Below are 19757 nucleotides of genomic sequence, written 5' to 3' on the forward strand. Positions count from 1 at the left end.
GATCCGAACACAGTTTCACCTGCGGTGACAGCCCCTGCCGCTTTGCCAAAAATTGACAATGGGCGGGGCTGTTACTCGCAGTAACTTACGCACTTTCTGATGACCGCCTTTGTCGGGCTTTCTCGTCAGGTACGTCCGCCGTCGGCGGCGACCCTGGGTGCAGGATCCGGCCTGAGTGGCCGGATCTGTGCCACCCCTCGCGTTACCCGTTGGTAACGAACCCCTTGTGCGCCCCCCTTCCGATGCACCACGATCGCCAACCGGACAGGGGGGTTCCCCGTTTCCGCGGACCGTTCCCGCGGACCGGAGCCTGTCCGGAGAACGAGTCGCTCGGGGGTAACACCCCCTTCGACGCAGCGCGTCCGCCGCCCGTATCCCGGACCCGCAGCAGCCGCGCCGGCGTGCGCGTGCGGATCCCCTCGCCCCCGAGGACCGGCCCACGGGCTCGGACGTCCGTCCGAGAAGGAGGAAAGGCATGGAGTCCCAGGCACGTGGTGGGACCAGGTGGAAGCGGTTCGCCGTGGTCATGGTGCCGAGCCTGGCGGCGACCGCCGCGATCGGCGTAGCGCTGAGCCAGGGCGCGCTGGCGGCGTCGTTCAGCATGTCGGGCCAGGAGTTCAAGGTCACGGCCGACCGGCTGGAGGGCACCGGCTTCGTCCAGTACGGGGGTGTCGACTCCGGTCACGACCTGGAGGGCAACGAGGCGAGTCAGCCCGTCGCGATATCCGCGTTCAAAGAAGCGAAGATCAACGGTATGTGCCAGTCGGTCGTCACGCCCGACCTGCCCCTCATCGGCTCGGTCAGCCTGATGCTGACGGCCGGTGACGACAAGCCGGTGGAGGCCAAGAACCTCTACATCGACATCGCACAGCTCGACGCCGACGCGACCTTCGAGAACATCAACATCGGCGTGGCCGCCGGGTCCAGCACCAAGGGCCCCGGCATCGGCAAGGGGGACAACGCGAACCCGAACGGGTTCGCGCAGGAGGCCGACAAGGCCGTCCTCACCGACGTGAAGCAGACCGCCTGGGCCACCAGCGCCGGCACCTTCAAGCTGAGCGGGCTCAGCATGAAGCTGCACAAGGGCGTCAAAGAATGCTTCTGAGCACGCACTCGGCCGACGGGGAGGCGCGTACCGCTCCCCGCCGGACCTCCCACTGACGAAAACCGCACTGCCGTACCGGGGAGCTTTATTCATGAGCGCCGTGTTGCCGGACCTGCTGCACCGCCTGAACACCTGGCGGCTGCGATTCCGCGCCTGGCGCGGCTCCCGTCCGTTCTGGGCGGGTCTGCTGACCATCGCGGGCGGTGTGCCGATCGGCGCGCTGCCGTACTACAACCTCAAGCTCGGCAACCTCAGCCTGCAGATGGCGACGCAGGCGGGGGCCGGCGGCCTGATCATCGGGGTGCTGCTGGTGACGCTCGGGCTCACCCTCTGGTTCCACTCCGTCGTCCGGGTGTTCGCGGGTGTGGCCTCCATCGTGCTGGCCCTGGTGTCGATACCGGTGTCCAACTTCGGCGGGCTGCTGCTGGGATTCCTGCTGTCGCTGATCGGCGGGGCGATGGCCATCTCGTGGGCGCCGGGGGAACCGGTGGCCGCCGAGGCCGGGAACGGCTCCGCGGACGACGCCGCTGACGACTCCGGGGACGACGAGCCGGAGAGGAAGCCGGAGGGAAAGAAGGCCGGCGCCGGCGGACTCGGCGTGGACGTCCTTCAGGACATCAACGGCGGGAGGCACCGTGCGGCCGGGTGACCGCACGAGGGCGGTGCCGGTGCGCCGCGGGCCGCGGCACGCGGCGCCGCGCAGATCGCTGCTCGGCCGGGTGCCGGCGGGCAAGGCGGTCGCCCTGGCGGCCATGCCCGCCGCGGTCTTCCTGGGCCTGGGGCTGACGCCCCGGCCGGCCATCGCCGATGACGACCCGGCGGACCGCTGGCGGCCGGGGCCGTGCGCGGAGCAGTCGGACGAGCCGCGAGACCAGGAGAAGGACGAGAAGGAGACCGACGCCCGGGACGGCCAGGGTGCGTCGGATGCCGGCGGTGGCGGAGAGGCGCCGGACGCCGGGGCCTCGCCGAGCCCGTCGGCCACGGACAGCGGGCCGTCGGCGGAGCAGCCGGGCGACGGCGGCGACTCGGGCGACGGTTCAGGCTCGGGCGACGCCTCCGGCGGGTCCGGTACGGGTGGTACGGGGGAGTCCGGCGAGGCGGAGCCGAGTCCTTCGCCGTCGGAGTCGAATCCCTGGTACGACCCGCTGGGCCTCGGCGACAAGCTGGGCGACCTGTTCGACCCGGACGACCCCGAAGCGGAGCCCACCCCCGAAGCCGAGCCGTCCGGCGGCTCCGGGGACGCCGACTCGAGCGCCGGCGCGGCCGGTTCGGAGGCGGACGGTGCCGCGGAGTCCGGCTCCGGCGCCGCGGCGGACGACGCGCAGCGCGAGACGGAGGAGGCCATCCGCGACGCCGCCGACGAGGCCGGCGCCACCGTGGAAGAGCTGGACGACAAGGTACGGGACACGGCCCGGGACCCCGCGGACGGGATCGCGGACACCCCCGCCGCCGGGGAGGACGGCGACGGCAGGAAGCCGTTCCCCTGCCCCACCGCCGACCCCGAGGCCCTGGCGAACGCCGAACTGGAGACCGGGCTGCCGCTGCTGCCCGACGAGCCCTGGCGGCTGGAGAGCACCAAGCTCACCCTCAAGGGGCTGAAGTACCACGGCATCGTCGAGGTGCGGACCTACGGCGGCGCGGTCAAGAAGGTGCTGAAGTACACCGCGGACGACGGGGTGGACATCCGCGACCTGCACCAGACCGTCGTCGGCCCCGGCAAGAACACCTCGCACGTACACGCCGAGAAGGGCAGCACGTCCACCATCCGCAACGGCACCGTGACCATGTACACCGAGGAGCTGAAGGGCGACCTCTTCGGGCTGATCCCGATGACGTTCAGCCCCGAGAGCCCGCCGCCCCTGGACCTGCCGTTCGCGTTCTTCACCGACGTCCGGGTGGTCCAGGCAGGTCAGTTCGGCGGCACGCTCACCGTGCCGGGCCTGAAGAACACCATCGAGTAGCGCCGGCCGCGCCGCTCAGCGCTCGCCCCCCAGGTGGTGCACGCGGACCATGTTCGTGGTGCCCGGCACCCCGGGCGGCGACCCGGCGGTCACGACCATCGTGTCGCCCTCGCGGAAGCGGCCCAGCTTCAGCACCTCGGCGTCCACCAGGTCGACCATCGCGTCGGTGTTGTCCACGTGCGGCACGAGCACCGGCTCCACGCCCCAGCTCAGACAGAGCTGGTTGCGGGTGCTCTCGTCGGTGGTGAAGGCCAGGATCGGCTGGCACGCGCGGTAGCGCGACAGCCGCCGCGCGGTGTCCCCGGACTTGGTGAACGCCACCAGGGTCCGGGCGTTGAGGAAGTCCGCGATCTCGCACGCGGCCCGGGCCACGGACCCGCCCTGCGTACGCGGCTTCTTGCCCTGCACCAGCGGCTCCAGCCCGCGCGAGAGCAGCTCGTCCTCCGCCGCCACGACGATCCGCGCCATCGTCTTGACCGTCTCGACCGGGTACTTGCCGACCGACGACTCGGCCGACAGCATCACCGCGTCCGTACCGTCCAGGATCGCGTTCGCGACGTCGGACGCCTCGGCGCGCGTCGGGCGCGAGGAACTGATCATCGACTCCATCATCTGGGTCGCGACGATCACCGGCTTGGCGTTGCGGCGGCACATCTCGATCAGCCGCTTCTGCACCATCGGCACCTTCTCCAGCGGATACTCCACCGCCAGGTCGCCGCGCGCGACCATCACGCCGTCGAAGGCCAGGACGATCTCCTGCATGTGGTCGATCGCCTGCGGCTTCTCGACCTTGGCGATCACCGGCACCCGCCGCCCGACCTCGTCCATGACCCGGTGCACGTCGTTGATGTCGCGCGCGTCGCGTACGAAGGACAGCGCGACCAGGTCGCAGCCCATGCGCAGGGCGAAGCGCAGGTCGTCCACGTCCTTCTCGGAGAGCGCCGGGACGTTTACCGCCACGCCCGGCAGGTTGATGCCCTTGTGGTCGGAGACGACACCGCCCTCGATGACCATCGTGCGCACCTCGGGGCCGCGCACCTCCAGTACCTCCAGGGCCACCGCGCCGTCGTTGACGAGGATCCGCTCGCCGGGGGAGACGTCCCCGGGCAGGCCCTTGTACGTGGTGCCGCAGATGGTCCGGTCGCCGGGCACGTCCTCGGTGGTGATGGTGAACTCGTCGCCGCGCGCGAGCTCCACCGGGCCCTCGGCGAAGGTCTCCAGGCGGATCTTCGGGCCCTGCAGGTCGGCCAGCACGCCGATGGGCCGCCCGGTCTCCTCGGCGGCCTTGCGCAGCCGGTCGTAGCGCTCCTGGTGCTCGGCCTGGGTGCCGTGGCTCATGTTGAAGCGGGCCACGGACATACCGGCCTCGATCAGCGCTTTGAGCTGCTCGAAGGAGTCGACGGCGGGGCCCAGGGTGCAGACGATTTTCGCTCGGCGCATGGCGGCATCCTATCGGTTTGTTCTCGGCCGGAATTATTCCGGCGGCGGGTGCGCCGTCCCACCGCGGACCAGGTCGCGGGTCTGGGTGGCGATCTCCAGCTCCTCGTCGGTGGGGACGACGGCGACGGCCACGCGGGAGCCGGGCGCGGAGACGACGCGGGGCGCGGTGCCGCGTACCGCGTTGCGTACGGAGTCCAGCTCGACGCCGAGCGCCTCAAGGCCCCGCATCGACGCCTCCCGTACGGCGGCGGAGTTCTCGCCGACGCCGGCGGTGAACGCGATCGCGTCCACCCGGCCCAGCACGGCGGTGTACGCGCCGACGTACTTGCGGATGCGGTGGACGTACACGTCGAAGGCCAGCTTCGCCCGCTCGTCGCCCTCGGCGATCCGGCGGCCGATCTCGCGCATGTCGTTGTCGCCGCAGAGCCCGGTCAGGCCGCTGCGCTTGTTGAGCAGCGTGTCGATCGCGTCCGTGTCCATGCCCGCCTCCCGGGCGAGATGGAAGATCACCGCCGGGTCGATGTCCCCGCTGCGGGTGCCCATCACCAGGCCCTCCAGCGGGGTCATCCCCATCGACGTCTCCACGCACCGGCCGCCGGCGACCGCGGAGACGCTGGCTCCGTTGCCGAGGTGCAGCACGATGACGCGGAAGTCCCCGGGGTCCGCGGGGTCTTCGGGGTTCCTGCCGAGCAGCCGCGCGGTGGCGCGGGAGACGTAGGCGTGGGAGGTGCCGTGGAAGCCGTAGCGGCGGATGGCGTGGGCGTCGGCGGTGGCCGTGTCCAGGGCGTAGCGCCAGGCGTGTTCGGGGAGGGTGGCGTGGAAGGCGGTGTCGAAGACGGCGACCTGCGGCAGGTCGGGGCGCAGCTCGCGGGCGACGCGGATGCCGGCGATGTTCGCCGGGTTGTGCAGCGGGGCGAGCGGCACGAGCTTCTCCATCTCGGCCAGCACGCCGTCGTCGACGAGGACCGGCTCGGTGAAGCGGGTGCCGCCGTGGACGGCGCGGTGGCCGATGGCCAGCAGCCCCGGCGAGTCGAGCCTGTGCCCCGCGGCGGCCAGCTCCGCGCCGACGGTGCGCAGCGCCGCCGCGTGGTCCGGCACGCCGCCGCGGGCCTGTGGTTCGCCGATCCGCTCGACGATGCCGCGGGCGGGGCGGCGCTCCCCGGGGGCCGGGTCCGCCATGTCGATGAGCTGGTACTTCAGCGACGAGGAGCCGGAATTGAGCACCAGGACGCGGGTCGGGGCGGTCATGGGCGCCCGCCCCGCGCGGGCGCGGCGGTGCCCTGCGCCTGCACGGCGGTGATGGCCACCGTGTTGATGATGTCCTGGACGAGCGCGCCCCGGGACAGGTCGTTCACCGGCTTGTTGAGCCCCTGCAGTACGGGTCCCACGGCGATCGCGCCGGCCGTGCGCTGGACCGCCTTGTACGTGTTGTTGCCGGTGTTGAGGTCGGGGAAGACGAGCACCGTGGCCTGTCCGGCGACCCGCGAGTCGGGCATCTTGGCGGCGGCGACGGTGGCGTCCACCGCCGCGTCGTACTGGATCGGGCCCTCCACCTCCAGGTCCGGCCGGCGGGCCCGGACCAGTTCGGTCGCGCGCCGCACCTTGTCGACGCCCGAGCCGGAGCCGGAGGTGCCGGTGGAGTACGACAGCATCGCCACCCGCGGCGCGACGCCGAACTGCGCGGCCGTCGCCGCCGACTGGATGGCGATGTCCGCGAGCTGCTCGGCGTTCGGATCGGGGTTGACCGCGCAGTCCCCGTAGACCAGGACCCGGTCCGCCAGGCACATGAAGAAGACGGACGAGACGATCGCGGCGTCCGGTGCGGTCTTGATCACCTCGAACGCCGGGCGGATGGTGGCGGCCGTGGAGTGCGCGGCGCCGGAGACCATGGCGTCGGCCAGGCCCTGCTGGACCATCAGGGTGCCGAAGTAGGTGACGTCGCCGACGATGTCGTACGCCATGTCCACGCTGACGCCCGAGCGCGAGCGGTACTGCGCGTACAGCTCGGCGAAGCTCTCGCGCAGCGGCGAGACGCGGGGGTCGGTGATCCGGGCCGTGGCAGGGCCGCCCGGCTGCGGCGCCGGGGCGTCGGCGCCGAGCAGCGACAGGCTCAGGCCCAGCTCCGCCGCGCGCTTGCGGATGGTCTGCTCGTCGCCGAGGAGCGTGAGGTCGCACACCCCGCGCCGTACCAGCACCTCCGCCGCCAGCAGCACCCGCTCCTCGGTGCCCTCCGGCAGCACCACGTGCCTGCGGTCGCCCTGCGCCCGCTCGATCAGCATGTGCTCGAACATCATCGGCGTCACGCGCCCGCTCGCCGCCACCGTCAGCCGCCCGGTGAGCTGCGCGGAGTCCACGTGCGACTCGAAGAGGCCGAGGGCGATGTCCGCCTTGCGGGGCGTCGCGGCGTTCAGCTCGCCGCGCAGCCCGACCAGCGCGGCGGCGGTGGGGAACGAGCCCTCGGCCACCGTGAGCAGCGGCGTCCCCGGCGCCAGCCGCTCGGCCAGCGCCAGGATGTCGGGGCCCGGCCGCTCGTCCAGCGTCAGCAGTACCCCGGCGATGGCGGGGGAGCCCGCCGAGTGGGCGGCCAGCGCGCCGATGACGAGGTCGGCGCGGTCGCCGGGGGTGATGACCATGCAGCCCTCGCTGAGGGCCGGCAGGAACGCGGGCAGCGTCGCGCCGCCGAAGACGAAGTCGCGTACGTCCCGGGAGAGCCCGCCGGCGTCGCCGGCCAGCAGCCCGGCGCCGAGCGCGTCCCGTATCTGCGCGACGGTGGGCGCGGCCAGGCCGGCGTCCTCGGGGATGACGTACACCGGCACGGGCAGGTGGTCGCCGTGGTCCGCGGCGGCGGTGCGGGCGCGCGGGGCGGCGTCGGGGGCGACGCGGTTGGCGATCATCGCCAGCACGTCGCAGCCGAGGGAGGCGTACGCGTCGTACGCGTTGCGCACCTCGGCGACCACCGAGTCCACGGCCTGCTCGGCGCCGCCGACGACGGGCAGCACGGCGGCGCCGCACTCGTTGGCGAGGCGGGCGTTGAGCGCCAGCTCGGCGGGGATGTTGGTGTCGGCGTAGTCGGTGCCGAGGATCAGCACGGCCTCGTAGCCGGCGGCGATCTCGTGGAACCGCCCGACGAGCCGGGCCACCAGCGCGTCCGCACCCTCCTCGGCCTGGAGGGCGGCAGCCTTCTCGTACGTCATCCCGAGCACCCCGGCGCGCGGCTGGCTCAGCCGGTAGCGGGCGCGGAGCAGGTCGAAGACGGGGTCGCGGACGTCGGCGTCGGCGTGGGCCAGCGGGCGGAAGACCCCCACCCGGTCGACCTGGCGGGAGAGCAGCTCCATCATGCCCAGCTCGACGATCTGGCGGCCGTCACCGCGGCCGACGCCGGCGACGTAGACGCTGCGGGTCACTCCTGGCACTCCATCCGTCCCGTCCGTCGCGGTCCTGTTCGAACCATACAGTCGGGGGACGGGCTGAGCGCGCGGTGGGCGGCGGGGTGTGACAGAGCGTTAACCGGCTGTTCGGACGGGTGACTCCCGGGGCATGGGAGAATCGGCGTCGAGCATGCATGCGACGCACCGAGCAGGAGAGACATGCGCATCGGAGTACTCACCGCAGGCGGGGACTGCCCCGGCCTGAACGCGGTGATCAGGTCGGTGGTCCACCGGGCCGTGGCCGGTCATGGCGACGAGGTGATCGGGTTCGAGGACGGCTTCAAGGGACTGCTCGAAGGGCGGTACAGCAAGCTCGACCTCAACGCCGTGAGCGGCATCCTCGCCCGCGGCGGCACCGTCCTCGGCTCGTCCCGGCTGGAGCGCGACCGGCTCCGCGAAGCCTGCGAGAACACCGAGGAGCTCAGCCGCGAGCTGTCCCTCGACGCGCTCATCCCGATCGGCGGCGAGGGCACCCTGACCGCGTCCGCGATGCTCGCCGACGCGGGGATGCCGGTCGTCGGCGTACCGAAGACGATCGACAACGACATCTCCGCCACCGACCGCACCTTCGGCTTCGACACGGCCGTCGGCGTGGCCACCGAGGCGATGGACCGGCTGAAGACCACCGCCGAGTCCCACCAGCGCGTCATGGTCGTCGAGGTCATGGGGCGGCACGCGGGCTGGATCGCGCTGGAGTCGGGCATGGCCGGCGGCGCGCACGGGATCTGCCTGCCGGAGCGGCCGTTCGACATCGGCAACCTGTGCAAGATGGTCGAGGAGCGCTTCGACCGGCACAAGAAGTTCGCCGTCATCTGCGTCGCCGAGGGCGCGCACCCGGCGGAGGGCACGATGGAGTACCAGAAGGGCGAGATCGACCAGTACGGCCACGAGCGCTTCACCGGCATCGGCAACCGCCTGGCCGGCGAGCTGGAACGGCGCCTGGGCAAGGAGGCCAAGCCGGTCATCCTCGGCCACGTCCAGCGCGGGGGCACCCCCACGGCGTACGACCGCGTCCTGGCGACCCGCTTCGGGTGGCACGCGGTGGAGGCCGTGCACCGCGGCGACTTCGGGCAGATGACGGCGCTGCGGGGCACGGACATCGAGATGGCGCCGCTGGCGGAGGCGACCCGGGAGCTGAAGCGGGTGCCGGAGGACCGGATGGACGAGGCGGAGGTCGTGTTCTGACGACGTGACCGTCCGACCGGCCGCGATCGCCACGACCACGCAGGAACTCGGCGTGCAGGAGATCCAGGCGATCGTGCGGTGATGTACGGGGCAGGCCCGCGGGGGCATGATGGTGGGCCGGCAGCGGCCGTGTCCCCCTGGGAGGTGGGCGGAGATGACGTTCCGGCAGCACTTGAAGCAGGAGGCGTACCGGATCCTGGATACGTTCCCGGCGGAGCTGAGACCGGAGATATACGTCGTCGCCCTCCAGATGTACCGCGTGGACCACGACGCCCGCTATCCGTACGTGCAGGTCGGCTACAACACCGAGGCGCAGATACGCCGCGAGCGTGAGGCGGCGCGCGATGACCTCGATCCGGACGGCGAGGTGCGGTGGAGCTACGCGTACTGGATCCTCGACGGGTTCGAGCGCGTCGGGCACGTGCCGGAGGATCCCGTGGGCACCGCGCTGCACCGGGCGGAGGCGACGGCGAAGGGGCTGTGGTTCGCGGACGACGAGCAGTTCTCGGACCGGTGGTCCGCGGCGTACGACCTGCTGTGCGCGGACTTCGCGGAGGACTGCGTGGACGTGGCCAGGCACCTGCACGAGACGGGGCGCGTCGAGGAGGTGCTCGGGCGGCCGGTGCCGGTGGTGCTCTTCGACATGGACGATCCGGAGGAGCAGATCCCGCTCACGGCGGAGGCGAACCCGCCGGAGCTGGTGGCGGACTATCTGGCGTGGCAGCGCGCGCAGGTGGCGGAGGAGTAGCGCCCGACCGGCCCGGGTGTCACAGCAGGGTGGCCGTGCGGACGAGCCGCGCGAGGGCGGGCGAGCGGCTGTGCGGGGGCCACGCGATGTGGGTGACGACCGGCGGCGCGTCGGTCAGCGGGACGGCGGTGTGCTCGGCCCACAGCCAGGCGCGGGCGGACTCGGGGAAGACGGCCACGGTGCGGCCGAGGGCGATCAGCTGGGCCAGTTGCGTCTGGTCGTGGATCACGGGGCCCGGGCCGGGTGTGCCGGGGGACCAGCGGGCGAGCGGCAGGCCGGGGGCGTCGGCGACGTCGGCCAGGGCCAGGGCCGTACGCGCGGCGAGGGGGTGCGCGGCGGGCAGGATGGCGATCTGCCCCTCGCTGCTCAGCTCCTCACTGTCGAAGCCGGCCAGGGAGTTGAACGGCGCATGCATGAGCGCCACGTCGGCGCGGCCGTCGCGCAGCATCTCGCCCTGCTCGCACGTGCCGCTGGGCAGCACCTCGACCTCGGCGGCCCCGGGCTCGGCCGCGTAGGCGTCGAGGAGTTTCTGCAGCAGTTCGTGGGAGGCGGCGGCCTTCACCGCCAGGACCAGGCGGTCGCGGGCGCCGCCCGGGGCGTCGGCGCCGCCCGCGCGGCGGGTGCGGCGGGCGGCGGCGGTGGTCGCGTCGAGGGCGGCGCGGCCCTCGTGCAGCAGCATCTCGCCGGCGGCGGTCAGTGCGGCGCCGCGGCGGTTGCGCTCCAGCAGGCGGACGCCGAGGCGGCGTTCGAGCTGCCCGATCGCCCGGGACAGCGGTGGCTGGGCGATGCCCAGGCGCTCGGCGGCGCGGCCGAAGTGCAGCTCCTCCGCGACGGCGACGAAGTACCGCAGCTCGCGGGTCTCCAGGGTGTCCACACGCCCAGCGTACGCCGGTGATACCCGCCGGGTATGACAGGCCACCGGACCGGTATTGGCCGCGCGTCCCGCCGGCGCGCCAGCATCGACGGTACGGGCAGGACAGCCCGGCAACCGCTCCGACAGCGAAGGCACAGCCATGCACACACCCTCCGCGCCGCCTCCCGGCGGCACCTGGACCCTCGGCGATCTGACCGTCACCCGGGTCGGCTACGGCGCCATGCAGCTCGCCGGCCCCGGGGTCATGGGCCCGCCCGCCGACCGCGACGGCGCGCTCGCCGTGCTGCGGGAGGCGGTGGCCCTCGGGATCACCCACGTCGACACGGCCGGCGCGTACGGGCCACGCGTCACCAACCGGCTGATCCGCGAGGCGCTGCACCCCTACCCCGCCTCCCTGCACCTCGTGACCAAGGTCGGCGCCGTCCGTGACAGCGAGGGCGGCTGGATCGTGGCCCGGCGCCCCGAGGACCTGCGCCGCGCCGTCCGCGAGAACCTGGACGACCTCGGCCTCGACGCGCTCGACGTGGTCAACCTCCGCCTCGGCGACGCCCAGGGCCCCCGGCCCGGCTCGCTCGCCGAGCCCTTCGAGACCCTGGCAGAGCTCCGGCAGCAGGGCCTGATCCGCCACCTCGGGGTGAGCAACGCGACGGCCGTACAGGTCGCCGAGGCGCGGTCGATCGCGCCGGTGGTGTGCGTGCAGAACATGTACAACCTCGCCCACCGCGAGGACGACGAGCTGATCGACGACCTCGCCGGCCAGGGCATCGCCTACGTGCCCTTCTTCCCCCTCGGCGGCTTCACCCCGCTCGCGGACTCGGCGCTGTCCGCCGTGGCCGCGCGCCTGGACGCGACGCCGCGGGCGGTCGCGCTGGCGTGGCTGCTGCGGCGGTCGCCGAACATCCTGCTCATCCCCGGTACGTCCACGGTGGCGCACCTGCGCGAGAACGCCGCGGCGGCGGGACTCGCGCTCTCCGAGGCGGACCTGGCCGAGCTGGACGGGATCGGCGGCCGGGCCGGGGGGTCCGCGGTCAGCCGGCGGCCGGTGCCGTGAGGTCGAGCCGCCAGACGGCCTCGCCGTCCTGGACGAGGTCCGTACGCACCAGCCCCGCGGACGCCGCGACGGCGGCGGAGGCGTGGTGGCCGGGGTGGACGTGGGCGACGACGGCCCGCAGCGGCAGCCGCCGCAGCCGGGCGACGAGACCGCGGGCCGCCTCGCCGGCGAGGCCCCGCCCCTGCCAGGGGGTCCCCACGACCCAGGCGACCTCGGCGACCTCCTCCCGGATCGTCACCTGCACGTAGCCGCAGAGCACGCCGTCCTCCCGTACCCGCAGCACCCAGTTCCCCCACACGGTGCCGCCCGCGGGCGCCCCGGCGACCAACCGGGCGTACCGCGCCCGCAGTTCCCCGACGGTGGGGGGCGAGCCGCCGGTGAACGCGTAGAGCGCGGGGTCGGCCAGGACGCCGGTCATCTCGTCGGCGTGCGTGATGCGCAGAGGGAGGAGGTCGAGCCGCGCGGTCGGCAGGGTCTCGCCGACGGCGTCGGTCAGTTCGGTGTCCGTCAGAACTCCCAGGGATGCGGAGGCGGATACGGAGAACCGGACCCCGCCCCGGGCTTGCAGCCAGCCGGCCTGCGGCCCGCGGTGAGGACCCGGGCTGTCCCCGGGGACGTTACCGCACGGCGTCCCGCGCCCGGGGCCGCGCCCCGGGCGGGCTCAGTCCGGGCTCAGGCCGGGTTCAGGCCGGGCTCAGTCCGGGTTCAGGCCGGGCTCAGTCCGGGTTCAGGCCGGGCTCAGTCCGGGTTCAGGCCGGGCTCAGTCCGGGTTCAGCCGGGCTCAGCCGGCGACGTCGCCGTTGATCTGCCGCTGCACGAACTCGTGGGCCAGGTCGCCGAACTGCGTGCCGAACCTGATGGACCTCTCGACCGTCGTCTTGAAGTGCACGCCTCCCCACACCCGGCTCATGGCGCAGTCCTGCACGAAGTCCGTCCAGGTGGGATAGCGCAGCTCGATGTCGGCGGCGGGGACGGTCCCCGGCTCCGTCAGCGTCGAGCCGGCGGGGACGGGCCAGGTCCAGTCCAGGACGTCGGAGTCGAGGTAGCGCCGCGCCGCCTGGGCCTCGGCCGCGCACAGCGTGGTGGAGCCGGAGGGGTAGTCGGGGTGGTCGCCCACGGGCAGATAGCTGGCCCACTCGTTCGCGGGCAGCCGGACCGTCCCCTTGCCGGGTCCGCCCCAGGCGGACACCTTGCGGCTGCCGTAGACGTGCCGGACCGCGCTGAACGGCCGGACGGCGTCGTACCCGGTCTTGTGGTGCCAGGCGGCGATCAGGTCGTCGAACTGCGCCACGGAGGTGGTGAAGAACAACTGGGCCCAGCCGTCCAGGTCCAGGTCGTGGGCCACGGCCGCGGCGTACGTCGACTGGCCGACCCCCAGGAACTTGTTGTCGAAGAACTCCGCCTTCGCCTTCTGCAGATCGGTCAGCCCGGCCGACGCCTCAAGGATCTCGTCCACCGAGCGCTGGTAGCGCCGGCGGTCGGTGTGGTCGGTGTGGTCGGGCGGGGCGAGCCGGAACCGGGCCGGGTCGGGGTAGGAGTGGGCCTTGACCAGGGCCAGTTGCGGGGTGACGAACCGCTGGGTGACCCAGACGGCCTTGTCGCCGGGCCCGCCGCCGACCCGCCGGCGGTGGGGGTGCACCGCCGGCTGCCAGCGCGAGGGGTCGGTCAGTTCGTACGGACTGTTGACGGGCCGGTAGCCGGTGTAGTCGGCGTAGGGCTGGCCGTTGTAGGCGCGGCCCACGTCACCGAGGTGGTTCATGCCGTCGTGCAGGCGGTCCCTGACGATGGCCTTGCCGGCGATGTTGCCGATGCCGACCGGGCTGGCCGGATCCTCGGACTCGTCGTCGGGGTCCAGGCCGATCGTGGTCATCATCTCGCGCATGCCCTGCAGTTGCTCCGGGTCCAGGCCCTTGCGCACCTGGTACCAGGCGTGCACGCCGGCGATGTTCTTGTTCCGGTTGGTGGCGGCCTCGCTCGCGGGGCGGCGGGGGATGCGGGAGTGCACGCCGACCGCGGTCGGGTGGTAGGGCGCCAGCGCGTCGAACCAGGAGGTCTGCAGGGCGTGGGTGGTCCAGATCAGAATCGACGCGTCCATGGGCCCGAAGATCCCCGCGTCCCCCGTACCGGCCGCCCTCGGGACGAGGTCCCGGATGAAGTTGCCCGTGTCGAAGTCGAAGTCGGCGGCCGGCTCCGCCGCCGCTCCGCCGTGCCGGCCGGCGGCGACCGCGCCGCCCCGTCCCCAGGCGGCCAGCGCCGCGGCCGTCACCCCGCCGAGCACCAGCGACCTGCGCCGCGGTCCCGAGCCGGGGACGGGAGAGGATCCGGACGTCGTCATGGCTGTATCCCCTATCTCCGGGCACGAGGGCGTCATGCGTATCCAGGGCGGAACCCCTGCCGACAGGCCGCGCCAGACGCTAGCGCGCGCCCCTCGCGAACCGGTGGTGGCTCGCTAGCGCCCCCCTCGTGGAGGGAGCACCCGCAGCCCGCGCGCTGGCCCTCGCGCGGACGGCGAAGGCTGAACCCGACACGGCCGTCGGTAACCGGCGTACTCCCGTGCTGGGATCCACCGCGTGCCGTCCCTGCTTCGACCTGCGGGAGTCGCGGGGGTTCGGGTGGCCGGGCAGCGAGTGTGCCGCCCGGCCACCCGGCGGCTCTTGCCAGGTGGTTAGGGGGTGAGGGTGTTGCCGACGTGGGCGGCGGTGGGGGCGCCGAGTGCGGCGGGGCCGTAGTAGGTGCTGGTGGTGGGTTGGATGCCGGTGGGGCCGGTGTCGATCTGGAGGATGGTGCCGTTGGCGTTGTTCTCGTTTCCGGCGCCGATGGTCAGGTCTGCGTAGGTGTCTCCGGTCAGGTCGGTGAGGGAGACGGAGTTGCCGAGGCGGTCTGCGGCTTCTGCGGCGCCGGAGACGTCGGGGGTGTCCTGGTGGATGAAGAGGGAGTCGCTGCCGGTCGGGCCGCTGGGGCTGCCGGGTAGCAGGAGGGTGGCGCCGGCGTCGGCGTAGTCGATGGCGTCGCGGGTGAGGTCTTCGCCGGGGGCGCCGGCCAGGACGTCGGCGTAGCCGTCGTTGTTGTAGTCGCCGATGGAGACGCTGCGGCCCAGGGCATCGCCATTCTCCGCGGTGTCGGGGACGCCGGTGCTGTCCTGGTGGAGGGTGGTGGCGCCGGTGGTGGTGATGCCGGTGGCGGAGCCGTAGAGGGCGGTGACCTGGCCGCCGAGGTAGGCGCCGGTTTCCGGGGTGCTGTGCTGGCCGACGACGATGTCGTCGTAGCCGTCTGCGTCGAGGTCGCCGGCTGCGATGGCACGGCCTCCGGTGGCGTTGAGGCGGTTGCCGGGTTGGAGGCCGGTGGCGGAGCCGGGGAAGGTCATGACGCGGCCGGTGCCGTCGGGGTCGATATAGGTGGTGGCGACGTCGGTGTAGCCGTCGTGGTTGAAGTCTCCGGAGGCGGCCTGGGGGAAGGTGGCTGCGCCGGTGGTGGAGGTGGACAGGGGGCCTGTGCTGATGGTGCCGGTGGCGCTGTCGCGCAGCCACCATGTGGCGGGGCCGCCGGGGGCGATCGCGAAGATGTCTGCTTGTCCGTCGCTGTTGAAGTCGCCGGTGGTCACGGCGGTGCCGAGTTTCGCGCCGTTGACGCGTTCGGCGGTGGGGATGCTGTAGCTGGCGCCGGTGTTCAAGTCCGGGCCGTACAGAGCGGTGACGTTCCCGATGTCGACGATGCCGGCGGTGTCGTCTTCCCCTGGGGTGGTGACCACGAGGTCGGCGTATCCGTCTGCGTTGAGATCGGCGTAGGCGCTGTCGGTTCCGAAGGCGTCACCGGCCTCCGCACTACCGGGCACGCCCGCGGAGTCCTGGGTGAGTGGCCGTATGGTGCCGTCAGGCCCGGTGGTGGTGCCGGGCAACATGGTGATCATGCCTGCTTCGGCGTATGTGCCGACGGCGGCCTCCGGAACGCCGGCTGCGAGGTCGATCACCCCGTTGCGGTCGGTGTCGGCGGTGGGGGCTGCGGCGGCGGCAGCCGGGCTGGCAGCGAAGGCGCGGATGGTTGGCAGCCGGGCGGCTAGTCTGCTGCCGGGGCTGGTGGTCAGGGCGAGGTCCTGGGGGTTGGCGATGGTAGGGACGGTGGCCTGCTCACCGGCGGCGTACTTGCCGCTGTCGCTGCTGGCGGTCAGCGTGGTGGTGCCTTGTGGGTTGACTCCGCTTAGACCGAGTTTGTAGGCGGCGAGGCGGGCGAGTGCGTCGCGTGCGGCGGGGGTGGGTTCGGTGGTGTCGTGTTCACCGATCAGCGCGACACCGGTGGTGTCGCCGTTGAAGCCGGCGGTGTGGTAGCCGGTGACGGGCTGGTCGACGCCACCGGCGCGGCCTTCGAAGATGGTGCCGCACTTGTCGATAAGGAAGTTGTAGCCGAGGTCATTCCACAGGTGATCGGGGTCTGCCATGTGGTACGCCTGGATCGACTGGACGACTGCCGCGGAGTCGGCGCAGTTGTATGCGTTGGTGCCGGCTGTGTGGTGCACGATGACGGCCTTGACGTCGCTGCCGTAGGACGGAGGCGACGGCAGATTCTCATTCGCCCCCCACTGCGCCCGACTGGTCATCGGCGGCTGCCCGACTGCTGCCAGAGGCGCAGTCGACAGATCACGTGCCTCCGGCGAATCAGGAGCGGGCAACGGCGAGGAAGCGCCGTCGCTTGTAGCGGTGGTAGGGGTGACGAGGGTGAGTTCAACACCTTGAGGCAGAGCGTGGCCTTCCGCTGCTTGCACCTCGATTGCGTCGGAGGCACCGACCCACAGCGGTTCTGTCACCAAACGCTGCTCCCGTGCCCTGTCCATTTCGCCTTCGGAGACCTGCGCGGCCTGAGCGTCGAGGGGACGCCAGGCAGACCAGGCGCCGTCGATGGTGCTGCGCGTGCGGACCTCGATGCGCTCTGCGGTGTCTCCCGCAGCGGGCCACGCTGCGCCGAGCAGTCCAAAGCGCCCTGTCTCCGTGGCCGGAAGCCCGCTTTGCGGGACTGGCATCGACCGCACTTCCGCCCCCGCTGCCAGTGCCGCTGACGGTGCGGCTTGCGCCTGGGATGCATCGGACTGGGAGATCGATGTCGGGATCAGTAGCAGCCCAGTCAGCGTCAGTACAGTGCGGCGTCGCCTGCGGTGATGTCTCAGCGCAAGGTGGGTGATCAGATGACCCATGCATCTCTCCTGCCACTTTCGCTTGATAAAGCGTCAGATGAGGACTGCTGAGAGGCAGGAACGGTTGCACAGTGAATGCAGTGAGTGATGTCACGAGTGCAAGGCGTGTCTGATCGGTTGACGTGAGCCTGGTGAGGCGAGAGAGTTCGACCGCCTGTTCGATCTTCTTGGTCGGGGCAGTGGCATCTGGGGAGGGTCTGTGCTGACGCGTGCTTGGCATCTGCGGTTAGTTGCGGCTTTTGCCGCGTTCGCGGCGCTGTTGCTGACTGATGTGCTGCGGCCGGGGCCGGTCGCTGCGGAAGATGAGCCGCTGCCGGCACCAGCCGGGGTCGTCGCCGAGCGGACCTCGGAACCGTTGCAGCCTGCCAAGGTGATGACCCGCAAAGAGCGGCGGGCCCAGGTTCGACGTGCTGAGCTCTTGGACGGGTTCCAGCACGGGGCGAAGTACCTGGCGGACCGCTACAAGCCGATCAAGCGTGTCCACCCGCCCACAGTGACTCGCTCCGAAGGCAGCAAGCAGACATTCCCGCCACCCCCTTCGGGCGTCGGGATGCCGCACGGGGGCGTTCTTTCGGGTGCGGCGACTGAGCCGCGCGCAGCAGATGATGACGACAACACGGACAGGCTCTGGGGCATCACATACAACGGGTATTCGGAGCAGCCGTATCCGGATGAGGAATTTCCGATCGCCATCGATCCACCGAGCAACGTGTCCTTGTGGTTCAACGGCCGGCCCGGACGCACTACATGGTCGGTGGAAGCGGACTGGACCGGCGAGACCCTGTCTCCGTATTTTATCCGCATCCAGCTATATCGGGCGTCGGACGACGTGCTGGTGGCCACCCGGATCACCAACCCCGTCGTCCAAAGTAAAAGGGAGATCTCCGGTGGCTGTTTGCAGTGGATCGGTCAAGAAATAGACCGGCTCTGTTCATGGGCCGTCGTGGACGGTGTGATCGCAAGCACCGCAGGTACCGACTACTACGCGAAGCTGTCCTACGCCAACGAATATGGTAGCTACTACGAACAGCTGGATTCTGATAGCTGGCGGCAGTACGACACTCCCATCGGCTGGACCACACCCGTTCGCACCCCTACGGCGCCGGCGTTGCGTACCCCGGACGTTCCCAGCTCCATGTCGGGCGCCTGCGCCTGTTCCTACCAGGAATACCTGGCCGATCCGGTGAACACCGCAACAGGTGCTGTCACGGAATCCGCCACCGACGCGAGCCTGCCGGGGAGCGGATTGCCGCTGGCGCTGACCCGGAACTACTCCTCGCTGGACAGAAATGCAGATGGCCTGTTGGGCAAAGGCTGGCGCCTGTCCTTCGAGTCCAAGCTCGTGGCCGCAGCCGATGCGGTGACGCTGACCGACACCGACGGGGCGGAAGTGCGGTTTACCCCGAACGGTAACGGCACGTATGCAGCGACGAAGCCAGCACGCTACACCCTCATACCGACGGCCGACGGCCATACAGTGACGAACATCGATCAGACCAAGCGCGTCTACGATGCCTCGGGACGGCTGGTGAAGTGGCTGGACGGTTCGGGGAAGGGTCTGACACTCGGCTATGCGGACGGCACCCTGGCCACGGTCACGGATGCCGTCGGCCGGCAGCACACCCTTGACGTGGACCCCACCACAGGCCGACTGAGGTCCGTGACGTTGGCTGACGGCCGCACCGTTGACTACCGCTATGACAGCGATCAACTGGCGAGTGCGACCAGCGCGGACGGCGAGGTGTGGAAGTACGGCTACGACACTGGCGGACGACTGGCAACGATCACTGATCCCCGCGGGACGCTGGTCACCCAGAACACCTATGACGTCACTACCGGTCGAATCGCCACGCAGATCGACGCCCACGGTGGCGAGTACACGTTCAGTTGGGAGCCGGACCCCGATCTGCCGCTGGGGTCAGGTGAGTCGACCATGGTCGATCCAGCCGGCGGACGGTGGACTGCCATCTACGAGGCCGGGGTGCTGGTCCGCAGCTACCGGCCGGCAGGCGGCTATACCAGCCGCTACTTCGACCAGCACCTGAATCCCGAGACCGAGTACGACTCCAGATCTCTGCCCACTGTCCGTACGTTCGACGGCAACGGCAATGTTGCTTCCCAGACCAAGGGAAACATCACCCAGAGGTTCGAGTTTGACGACTCGAACCGACTGACTTCATATACCGATGGGCGGCAGAATCGCGGCACGATCTCCTACGACAGCTCCACCAGTCGAATATCCGAGATCAACAGTCCAGCGGGCCACGCCACCTTCACTTACAACTCGGATGGTCAACTCCAGACTTCCACTGCTCCAGGTGGCACGAAGAACGAGTACACCTACGACCTCAACGGAATGCAGGCATCGGTTACGGCCTCCGAGGGGCACACCACCACATATGTATACGATGCGGCCGGCCGACTGATAACAGCGACCGATCCACGTGGAAACGTCAATGGCGCGGATCCGGCAGAATTCACCACCACCTATGCGTACGACGGCGCAGGGCAATGCCACTCAGTTAGGCCACAGCGAGGATTTTGATATGCGGCTTGTCTTCGTGGCGAGTTGTGGTCTCGGTGCGGCGTTTCGCTCTGTAGGCATGGACATGTATGCGCTTGACGGCCCGCGGGCTGCTGCGGTTCCGTCGGCGAGGGTTGAGTCTTTCAAGGATTTCTGAGCGTGTTGCCTCAAGGGCGCTCGTCAGACGGCGAGGGGGAAAAACCCGCCTGGTTGGTAACCTGACGGCGGATGACGCGGAGAGACCGCATGAAGGATAGAC

Annotated in this window: 14 protein-coding genes and 1 pseudogene; 7 read left to right on the forward strand and 8 right to left on the reverse strand. The window is 71.1% G+C overall.

Translation table 11 applies throughout. The features are described 5' to 3' along the window. The first annotated feature begins 475 nt into the window (after positions 1 to 475). The 3 genes from B124_RS21940 to B124_RS21950 all read left to right on the forward strand — a co-directional run bounded on the left by B124_RS21940 (position 476) and on the right by B124_RS21950 (position 3066). Positions 476 to 1105 carry a DUF6230 family protein gene (locus B124_RS21940; RefSeq protein ID WP_496504612.1) on the forward strand — a complete coding sequence of 210 codons (630 nt, stop codon included), beginning with the start codon at positions 476 to 478 and terminating at the stop codon, positions 1103 to 1105. 91 nt (positions 1106 to 1196) lie between these two features. Continuing rightward, positions 1197 to 1754 (forward strand): DUF6114 domain-containing protein, encoded by a 558-nt coding sequence (locus B124_RS21945; RefSeq protein WP_496504613.1) that lies wholly within the window; start codon positions 1197 to 1199, stop codon positions 1752 to 1754. Beyond that, positions 1741 to 3066 carry a hypothetical protein gene (locus tag B124_RS21950; RefSeq protein ID WP_496504614.1) on the forward strand — a complete coding sequence of 442 codons (1326 nt, stop codon included), beginning with the start codon at positions 1741 to 1743 and terminating at the stop codon, positions 3064 to 3066. The genes B124_RS21945 and B124_RS21950 overlap by 14 nt, the downstream gene beginning before the upstream one ends. A 15-nt stretch (positions 3067 to 3081) precedes the next feature. Here the strand turns inward: B124_RS21950 and pyk are convergent, their stop codons facing one another. From pyk to pta, 3 genes are read right to left on the reverse strand one after another with little or no spacing between them, the layout of a single operon-like run. Further along, positions 3082 to 4506, reverse strand: a complete 1425-nt coding sequence (gene pyk, locus B124_RS21955) for a pyruvate kinase (protein WP_496504615.1) — start codon at positions 4504 to 4506, stop codon at positions 3082 to 3084. Between the two features lie 33 nt (positions 4507 to 4539). Then, positions 4540 to 5754, reverse strand: a complete 1215-nt coding sequence (locus B124_RS21960; protein ID WP_496504616.1) for an acetate/propionate family kinase — start codon at positions 5752 to 5754, stop codon at positions 4540 to 4542. Continuing rightward, complete coding sequence (gene pta / locus B124_RS21965; RefSeq protein WP_496504617.1) at positions 5751 to 7910, reverse strand: phosphate acetyltransferase; 2160 nt, start codon at positions 7908 to 7910, stop codon at positions 5751 to 5753. Before pta ends, B124_RS21960 begins: the two co-directional genes overlap by 4 nt. A gap of 183 nt (positions 7911 to 8093) precedes the next feature. On the opposite strand from pta, the gene B124_RS21970 reads away from it, so the two are divergent. Then, positions 8094 to 9119 (forward strand): 6-phosphofructokinase, encoded by a 1026-nt coding sequence (locus B124_RS21970; RefSeq protein WP_496504618.1) that lies wholly within the window; start codon positions 8094 to 8096, stop codon positions 9117 to 9119. Positions 9120 to 9273: 154 nt separating this feature from the next. Then, positions 9274 to 9867 (forward strand): hypothetical protein, encoded by a 594-nt coding sequence (locus tag B124_RS21975; RefSeq protein WP_496504619.1) that lies wholly within the window; start codon positions 9274 to 9276, stop codon positions 9865 to 9867. Positions 9868 to 9886: 19 nt separating this feature from the next. Here B124_RS21975 and B124_RS21980 read toward each other — a convergent pair whose 3' ends face one another. Next, complete coding sequence (locus tag B124_RS21980) at positions 9887 to 10741, reverse strand: LysR family transcriptional regulator (RefSeq protein ID WP_496504620.1); 855 nt, start codon at positions 10739 to 10741, stop codon at positions 9887 to 9889. A 139-nt stretch (positions 10742 to 10880) separates the two neighbouring features. Between B124_RS21980 and B124_RS21985 the strand changes: the two genes are divergently transcribed. Beyond that, positions 10881 to 11792, forward strand: a complete 912-nt coding sequence (locus B124_RS21985; RefSeq protein WP_496504621.1) for an oxidoreductase — start codon at positions 10881 to 10883, stop codon at positions 11790 to 11792. Here B124_RS21985 and B124_RS21990 read toward each other — a convergent pair. The 4 genes and pseudogenes from B124_RS21990 to B124_RS22005 all read right to left on the reverse strand — a co-directional run. Further along, positions 11770 to 12303 carry a GNAT family N-acetyltransferase gene (locus B124_RS21990; RefSeq protein ID WP_496504630.1) on the reverse strand — a complete coding sequence of 178 codons (534 nt, stop codon included), beginning with the start codon at positions 12301 to 12303 and terminating at the stop codon, positions 11770 to 11772. The two genes, B124_RS21985 and B124_RS21990, sit on opposite strands and share 23 nt — an antisense overlap. Before the next feature lie 270 nt (positions 12304 to 12573). Continuing rightward, positions 12574 to 14127, reverse strand: a complete 1554-nt coding sequence (locus B124_RS21995; RefSeq protein ID WP_496504622.1) for a DUF6851 domain-containing protein — start codon at positions 14125 to 14127, stop codon at positions 12574 to 12576. A gap of 330 nt (positions 14128 to 14457) precedes the next feature. Further along, on the reverse strand, positions 14458 to 16383 hold the full coding sequence (locus B124_RS22000) for an FG-GAP-like repeat-containing protein (RefSeq protein ID WP_496504631.1): 1926 nt from the start codon (positions 16381 to 16383) through the stop codon (positions 14458 to 14460). Between the two features lie 159 nt (positions 16384 to 16542). Continuing rightward, positions 16543 to 16974, reverse strand: a pseudogene (locus B124_RS22005) (hypothetical protein); the annotation flags it as partial. Positions 16975 to 17173: 199 nt separating this feature from the next. Here B124_RS22005 and B124_RS22010 point away from each other — a divergent pair. Continuing rightward, positions 17174 to 19519, forward strand: coding sequence for a DUF6531 domain-containing protein (locus tag B124_RS22010; RefSeq protein ID WP_496504623.1), 2346 nt, complete (start codon positions 17174 to 17176; stop codon positions 19517 to 19519). The last annotated feature ends 238 nt before the right edge of the window (positions 19520 to 19757 follow it).

This window comes from Streptomyces sp. CNP082, assembly GCF_059570535.1.

What these genes read in the sequence shown, in the direction of transcription:
- B124_RS21940 (WP_496504612.1), top strand. Translation starts at nt 476, where the DNA reads ATGGAGTCCCAGGCACGTGGTGGGACCAGGTGGAAGCGGTTCGCCGTG.
- B124_RS21945 (WP_496504613.1), top strand. Translation starts at nt 1,197, where the DNA reads ATGAGCGCCGTGTTGCCGGACCTGCTGCACCGCCTGAACACCTGGCGG.
- pyk (WP_496504615.1), bottom strand. Translation starts at nt 4,506, where the DNA reads ATGCGCCGAGCGAAAATCGTCTGCACCCTGGGCCCCGCCGTCGACTCC.
- B124_RS21960 (WP_496504616.1), bottom strand. Translation starts at nt 5,754, where the DNA reads ATGACCGCCCCGACCCGCGTCCTGGTGCTCAATTCCGGCTCCTCGTCG.
- B124_RS21970 (WP_496504618.1), top strand. Translation starts at nt 8,094, where the DNA reads ATGCGCATCGGAGTACTCACCGCAGGCGGGGACTGCCCCGGCCTGAAC.
- B124_RS21975 (WP_496504619.1), top strand. Translation starts at nt 9,274, where the DNA reads ATGACGTTCCGGCAGCACTTGAAGCAGGAGGCGTACCGGATCCTGGAT.
- B124_RS21985 (WP_496504621.1), top strand. Translation starts at nt 10,881, where the DNA reads ATGCACACACCCTCCGCGCCGCCTCCCGGCGGCACCTGGACCCTCGGC.
- B124_RS21995 (WP_496504622.1), bottom strand. Translation starts at nt 14,127, where the DNA reads ATGACGACGTCCGGATCCTCTCCCGTCCCCGGCTCGGGACCGCGGCGC.
- B124_RS22000 (WP_496504631.1), bottom strand. Translation starts at nt 16,383, where the DNA reads ATGACCAGTCGGGCGCAGTGGGGGGCGAATGAGAATCTGCCGTCGCCT.